The sequence below is a fragment of the Petrotoga halophila DSM 16923 genome, assembly GCF_002924615.1.
The window spans coordinates 687-7,360 of the sequence record NZ_JALY01000012.1 but is presented as its reverse complement, the minus strand read 5'-3'; the positions used below and the strand labels follow the sequence as shown (position 1 = coordinate 7,360).

Genomic DNA, 6,674 nt, shown 5'->3' with positions numbered 1-6,674 from the left:
AAATTATGTCTTACTTTTTTGTATTCATAATCGGTAGAATATAAGATAATATCTAAAGCACTTTCCAAATCTAAAGTATTTATTTCTTTGGTAATTTTCCTTGAAGTGTTGACTTTTGTTAAGATAATGCTTCCACTAACTTCCTCAAGTTTTTGTAGTACTTCTTCAAGCGGTGCTTCATTGAAACTCAAATGAATATTTGAAAAGTAAAAAGAGGCTGAAAAGACGACTATTATTAATATTAAAACTTTTTTCAACTTTTAGAACCACCCTTTTTATTTTATCTATGGATCTTTAGTGAGTAATTATCAACTTTGATTATTTCATTAGGGTTAGTACCTTTACTTGTAATAATCTCTATTAGAATTTTATCTACACCTAATTCAGTAACTAATTTCTCTGTGAATTCATTTGTTTGTTCAGGTAATAGTAATTGTTTGGATTTTAATATAATTGTGTTCCCTACCTGATTATTTGTAGTAGAATTCCATTTTTTCATGTAGATATCATAATTAACAGATGAGTTTCCAGTATTTTCTATTTCAAAATTGATTGTTATATTATTATAAAAATCGTTTAAAATATTATTCTCCTCGATGTATACTTTTGATTCTGAGTTATATACATTATCTCCAAAATCTACTGTTACTGGAATATTAATTTTACTTAGAATCGTTGTTGTTCCTTCGTTACTTTCTCCAATTAGAGTCAAGTTAGTATAGTATTCACCACTTAATTCTACCAAATTTGATCTTCGGTAATCTGCTATTAGTTTTGTTTCCACTCTTTGATATTTAGGTATTGATAATTCCTTAGGGGTTATAGATAAATATTTATTGTTTGTTTTCCTATTATAAAAGCTTTGTTCGCCTTCTTCCAATTCAAAATCAAAAAAAACGTTCATATCTAAAAAATCATTATTCACCACATCCAAAGAAAATTCTACCGGAGTGGTGATATATTCCCTAGGGCTCATTTCTTTAGGTATTTTTATATAAATTTGATTTGGATCTGAATTTACGTTAACTACATTCCTTTCTTTGTATACATCTTCTGATATCTTAAATTCTTTTTCATAAACGTATTTTTCTTGAAAATAATCTTTATAACCATAATATATCTCTGCTCTAATCTTGTATTCTTCAGGAGCTAAATATTTTTCAATAAAAATATTACCTTCTTTGTTAGTATAAGGTAAGAGATTTATAGACTGGTCTTTAAAAAGGGATTTTTGAAAAATCAATTGCTCGTCATTTAATTCATACAAAGAAAAAGTTCCCCAGACATTAACTTCCAAATTACTACTGTTGGATAGTTGTAATGGGAAATAGGTGCCTAGTTTATCTTTGCTTGAAAAAAGTGGAGTATCACAATACATATCTAAAGAAATTTGCATATTCGAAGTATTTATATCCACAATTTTTATAATAATTGGAAAACTAATTTTACCTACCTCTGAATCTATTGGTAAATTATCATCAGCCAATACAGAAAAAGCAAGAACATGAGTACCTTGTGAAATTTCGGAACCTTTAACTAAAAAATCAACTTTTTTTGTTTCATAGGGAAGTAAACTAATTTCACTTGGATACGATACTTCAAAAGAGGAATTCTCTAAAAGCGAACTAATGTGTATATTAATTTTACTCTCTGAGTCGTTAGTGAAAGAAAATGAAACAACCTTTTCTTTGCTGTCTACTAATTCTACAGACTTCAAGAATGAATCAACGTTCAAAGAAAACAGCAAGTTAAAGATAGTCAAAGAAATAAAAAGTAGAATTATTTTTCGCAAAAGCATATCTCCTTTCCAAATTTTATTTATTTTTCTATATTATATCATTTAAATATGATAAGATATTTTGAAGTAATAAAAAATAATCAATATTAAAAGGGGTGAAGATGTAGTGGAAGCTTCTTCTTTTATGGATTCTGCCTTTTTTTCTCTGGTAATTTTTCCCATTATAATTTTTGCTATGAGGCTTTGTGATGTAAGTTTGATGACTATAAGGATCATATTTATCTCGAAAGGTATCAAGTTTTGGGCATCGGTATTAGGATTTTTTGAAGTATCTATATGGCTTATAGCTATTTCACAAGTTATGAATAATTTGGATAACCCTATTTATGCAATAGCCTACGCCTTGGGATTTGCTACTGGAAATTATCTAGGAACGGTTTTGGAAGAGAAAATAGCTATTGGAACAAATTTAGTGCGAGTGATAACCAATAAAGAAGCTCAACCTTTAGTAGATTATTTGAATAAAGAGGGTTTTGGAGTAACTAGTATAGATGCGAAAGGATCTAAAGGACCTGTGAAAATTATATACAGCGTGGTTAGGAGGAAAGATTTAAAAAAGATTATAGACATAGTTAATGAATTCAATCCAAATGCATTTTACTCAATTGAAGAGGTTCGTGGAGTGAACAAGGGGATTTTTCCAGCACAAAACGTTAATTTCGAATTTAGAAATAGATTCACTAGAAAAGGAAAATGACTGATAAAAGTAGAGTTTGGATAAAGGCATCAGAAGTGTAGTATTTTTATGATATAATTATAATGTAAATTTTTAAGTTGTTAGTTGTTTTTAAATTATCGTTTGAAGGAGGGATATTGGTATGACTTTAAAAATTTCCTCACCAGTTTTTAAAAATAATGATTATATTCCAAGCACTTACACCTGTGAAGGCAGAAATATCAACCCCACATTGTTAATCGAAGGAATACCAGAAAAAGCAAAATCTTTGGCGTTGATAATGGATGACCCAGATGCTCCAATGGGGACCTTCGTGCATTGGGTAGCATGGAACATTGAGTTGGTTGACGAGATTCCTGAAAGGATCCCAAAAGAATACTCAGTAACCCATCCGCTTTCATTAAATCAAGGAAAAAACAGTGCTCATCAAACTGGATACATGGGTCCTTGTCCTCCTGTTGGACATGGGGTTCACCATTATCACTTTAAACTTTACGCATTAGATACAACATTGAATTTACCTCAAAACACCAAAAAGGAAGATTTATTGAAAGCTATGGAAGGTCATATAATCGAAGAAACAGAAATTGTAGGATTGTATAAAAGAGATTAATCTTAATGAGTGGGGAGAGGGATGAAAGCTCCGTTTTCCTTATGGGGGGGAGCGGTGTAAAGGGGCGCTATAAATAAATTTTTAGAATTTTTAAATCTAATATCTTCGAAAAAATAATCAGGAGGCGAAAGATGGACTTAAAACTCGATGTTGTACAGTTGTTTATTCCTGAAGATACAAATATAATAGTAGGGCAATCGCATTTCATAAAAACTGTTGAAGATATCTATGAAAGTATAGTTACAACGAACCCCTCTTTAAAATTTGGATTAGCTTTCAATGAGGCCTCTGGTCCCCGTCTTATAAGATACGACGGGAACGACGATGAGCTGATTAAAGTAGCTATCGATAACGCTCAAAAGATAGGAGCAGGTCATTGTTTTGTGTTAATGATCAAAAATGGTTTTCCGATAAACATCAAAAATCAACTATTGAATGTTCAAGAAGTACTCAATATTTTTGCTGCTACAGCAAACCCTCTACAGATAATTGTAACTGAAAGTGATCAGGGAAGGGGTATATTAGGAGTAATAGATGGATATCCCCCAGTAGGTGTAGAAAAAGAAGCTGACAGAGAAAAAAGAAAAAACTTCTTGCGAGAGGTAACAAAGTACAAAAGATGGTAAGTTCACTGTATAGTTTATTAAGATAAAGGGGAAAACATGTGGATATTTTTTACAATTTTAGCATTATTAATATTATATTTGCTTTTTTTCTGGGTAATTCCTTTTTCATTGAAGGGTGCTATATTTGATCCAAGTAGAAAAAGAGATGTCGAAAAAATGGTTGATATGGCAGAAATAAAAGGAGACGAGATCTCGGTAGATTTGGGATCGGGAGATGGCCGTGTTGTTATAGCCTTCGCTGAAAAAGGTGCACAAGCTCATGGTTTTGAGATAAACCCTTTTTTAGTATTGATTTCAAGGAGAAATATTAGAAGAGCCGGATTAAAAGGAAAGGCGTTTATTCATTGGAAAAACTTCTGGAAAGCAGATTTGTCTAAATTCGATATTATAACGGCTTTTCAAGTGGATTTTGCGATGAATAAATTAGAAAATAAATTAAAAAAAGAACTCAAGCCTGGAGCAAAAGTAATTTCAAATCAATGGACGTTCCCAAATTGGAAATATTCTAAATATGAAAATGGCATCTATGTTTATGAATCAAGAGAATTGCCAACAAAATAGAGGATGGTTTTATGGATCTACATCATGAAGAAAAAGAAAGGACTTTAGATTCTAGACTCCTTCTTTCTGTTATACTGAATTTTGGTATAACTATTGCAGAGATATTGGGCGGAATCTTTTCGAATAGTTTAGCTTTATTATCCGATGCCATACATAATCTAAACGATACTACTGCAATCCTTATAAGTTATATCGCAAGGGTTTTATCAAAAAAGAAACGAGACTCAAAAAGGACATACGGTTATAAAAGGGTGGAAACACTTGCTGCTTTTGTAAATACAGAAATATTAATGGTTATCGCTGTTTATTTACTTATTGAAGGTATAAATAAATTATCAAATCCATCAATCATACAAGGTAACATAATGCTAACAGTTGCTTTTATTGGTTTAACAGGAAATCTAACAACCGCATATTTATTACATTCTGATTCAAAAACAAATTTAAATGTCAAAGCCACTTTTATCCATATCCTTAGCGATACTATTTCGTCTATATTTGTAATCATTGGGGCATTTTTGATCATTTATCAAAAACTTTACATTGTTGATGCTATATTCACTCTTATGATAAGCGGGTATATATTTATAGAAAGTATACCACTACTTAAGAATACTATAAATATATTACTACAAGGAACTCCAACTGATATTGAAATCGGAAAAATAAAAACAAATTTGGAAAAGTTTGATTTCGTAAAAGATGTTCACCATATCCACATTTGGACAACCGATGGAAAAGACAAATATATGGAAGCCCATATAAGACTTCAAGAAAGTTTTGACCAAAATAATTATAAGCTGGATGATTGTATAGATAAATTAAACAAAGTTTTAAAAGAAGAATTTGAAATCAGTCATACCACTTTGCAATTTGAAAAAAATAGATGTTTGGAAGAAAAAAAAGTGACATGAGTGTCTTCAAAATTAGAGGGGGGGAATATGCGTGAGAATAAACCTAGGTGATGTTTTCACCGAACCATTTAAAATAGTTGGTAAAAATCCTGCCATGCTCATACCAGTCTTTATAGGGATTATACTTACTTTACTTTTCGATGCTGTAAGATTTATAGGCCCCATTGCTAATTTTGTATCTTTTATCATTATAGGTATAGGTACGATGTTTTTCATCGCTTGGATCACTATTTTATTTAATCAATATAAAGAAGGGGAAGAAATTGATCTGAAAAAAAGTTTCGCTCAAATTAATCAGCTTCTATTGGAAATAATCGTGCTTTCTATTGTGGTAGGTTTTCTAATATCTCTCGGAACTTTAGCTTATGTTATCCCAGGATTAATATTAGCCCTTTTCTTGATTTTTTCTCCGTGTGCATTGGTGGTTGACAAACTTTCAGTTACCGAGTCTCTGAAAAAGGGTTATTCTTTCGTTTTTAACGGAGAAAACTTTTTACAAATATTTCTACTTTTACTCGTGATTTTTCTTTTGGGAATGATACCTATTGTTGGACTTTACTTATCAATTATTTTAGAATATATTCTTTTACCTTACATTTATGTAGAGCATTCAAAATAGTTGGTTGTTAACTATGTGGTAAAGGGTTTCTAAATCAAGCATTAAAGTTTCTAAAGATAGTATCTAAATAAATAGTTGGAGGTGTTTTCTTTGAATGAAAAAAAGGCTCTTGGTATATTAGAATATTCTTTATCAAAGGAATTAGAAGGAATGCAATTTTACGAATCAAAAGCAAAAACGGTTAAGATTCAACAGGTTAAGGAAACCTTTGAAGATTTAAGTAACATGGAGAAAGGTCACGCAGATTATATAAGTAGTCTGATAAAAGATGTAAAAAGTCATGATTATGTGCATTTCTCACAACCTACTGATGTGGGAAAAACTTTTTCCAAAAGAGCTGCCCAAGAAATAGCTTACCAGGGTGATTTTACGGCAGTAAAATCCGATATTCCTGTATTAAGAATGGCATATCTTATCGAAGAAGATTTCATGAATTTCTATAACAAAGCTGCTGAAAGTGTTGAAGATGAAGAGTTAAAAAAGATACTGATTCATCTAGCCGAATGGGAAAAAGAGCATAGAGATAGGATTTATACACTCTATCAAAAATTATCCAAAGATTATTGGGAACATATGGATGTCGAACCATTGTATTGAAAAATTGAAAAATAAGGGATGCAACTTGCATCCCTTTTTTAAACTATTCGGAGGTCACCATGAAATTCATTCATACTGCGGATTGGCATCTTGGAAAGATAATATATTCCAACTATATGACCTGGGACCAAAAATATATTTTAGACAATTTTTTGGCATATTTATCAAAAACTCCACCTGATGTATTATTGATAGCAGGGGATTTATACGATAGAGGTATCCCACCTTCAGAGGCGGTTATTCTACTGAACGAACTACTCTCAAAAATTT

Annotated in this window: 10 protein-coding genes; 8 read left to right on the top strand and 2 right to left on the bottom strand. The window is 31.1% G+C overall.

From position 1 onward, the window contains the following. Both AA81_RS00585 and AA81_RS00580 read right to left on the bottom strand, forming a co-directional pair. A partial coding sequence (locus AA81_RS00585; RefSeq protein WP_146050306.1) for a hypothetical protein occupies positions 1 to 257 on the bottom strand: 257 nt, incomplete at its 3' end. 23 nt (positions 258 to 280) lie between these two features. Continuing rightward, complete coding sequence (locus AA81_RS00580; protein ID WP_103897884.1) at positions 281 to 1,792, bottom strand: hypothetical protein; 1,512 nt, start codon at positions 1,790 to 1,792, stop codon at positions 281 to 283. 112 nt (positions 1,793 to 1,904) lie between these two features. Here AA81_RS00580 and AA81_RS00575 point away from each other — a divergent pair, with 112 nt between their 5' ends. The 8 genes from AA81_RS00575 to AA81_RS00540 form a co-directional block, all read left to right on the top strand. Continuing rightward, the gene (locus AA81_RS00575) at positions 1,905 to 2,495 is read left to right on the top strand and encodes a DUF2179 domain-containing protein (protein WP_103897883.1); all 591 of its coding nucleotides are present in this window, start codon (positions 1,905 to 1,907) and stop codon (positions 2,493 to 2,495) included. 121 nt (positions 2,496 to 2,616) lie between these two features. Next, positions 2,617 to 3,087: a YbhB/YbcL family Raf kinase inhibitor-like protein gene (locus tag AA81_RS00570; protein WP_103897882.1), complete on the top strand. Its 471-nt coding sequence runs from the start codon at positions 2,617 to 2,619 to the stop codon at positions 3,085 to 3,087. Positions 3,088 to 3,218: 131 nt separating this feature from the next. Beyond that, entirely contained in the window at positions 3,219 to 3,713 is a 495-nt protein-coding gene (locus AA81_RS00565; RefSeq protein WP_103897881.1) for an adenosine-specific kinase, read from the top strand. A 36-nt stretch (positions 3,714 to 3,749) separates the two neighbouring features. After that, the gene (locus AA81_RS00560; protein ID WP_103078340.1) at positions 3,750 to 4,274 is read left to right on the top strand and encodes a methyltransferase domain-containing protein; all 525 of its coding nucleotides are present in this window, start codon (positions 3,750 to 3,752) and stop codon (positions 4,272 to 4,274) included. Between the two features lie 11 nt (positions 4,275 to 4,285). Continuing rightward, the gene (locus AA81_RS00555) at positions 4,286 to 5,188 is read left to right on the top strand and encodes a cation diffusion facilitator family transporter (protein WP_103078339.1); all 903 of its coding nucleotides are present in this window, start codon (positions 4,286 to 4,288) and stop codon (positions 5,186 to 5,188) included. 31 nt (positions 5,189 to 5,219) lie between these two features. Next, on the top strand, positions 5,220 to 5,807 hold the full coding sequence (locus tag AA81_RS00550; protein ID WP_103078338.1) for a hypothetical protein: 588 nt from the start codon (positions 5,220 to 5,222) through the stop codon (positions 5,805 to 5,807). A gap of 90 nt (positions 5,808 to 5,897) precedes the next feature. Then, positions 5,898 to 6,404, top strand: a complete 507-nt coding sequence (locus tag AA81_RS00545) for a ferritin-like domain-containing protein (RefSeq protein ID WP_103078337.1) — start codon at positions 5,898 to 5,900, stop codon at positions 6,402 to 6,404. A gap of 59 nt (positions 6,405 to 6,463) precedes the next feature. Further along, the coding region (locus AA81_RS00540) for a metallophosphoesterase family protein (RefSeq protein ID WP_211292614.1) at positions 6,464 to 6,674 on the top strand (211 nt) is incomplete at its 3' end.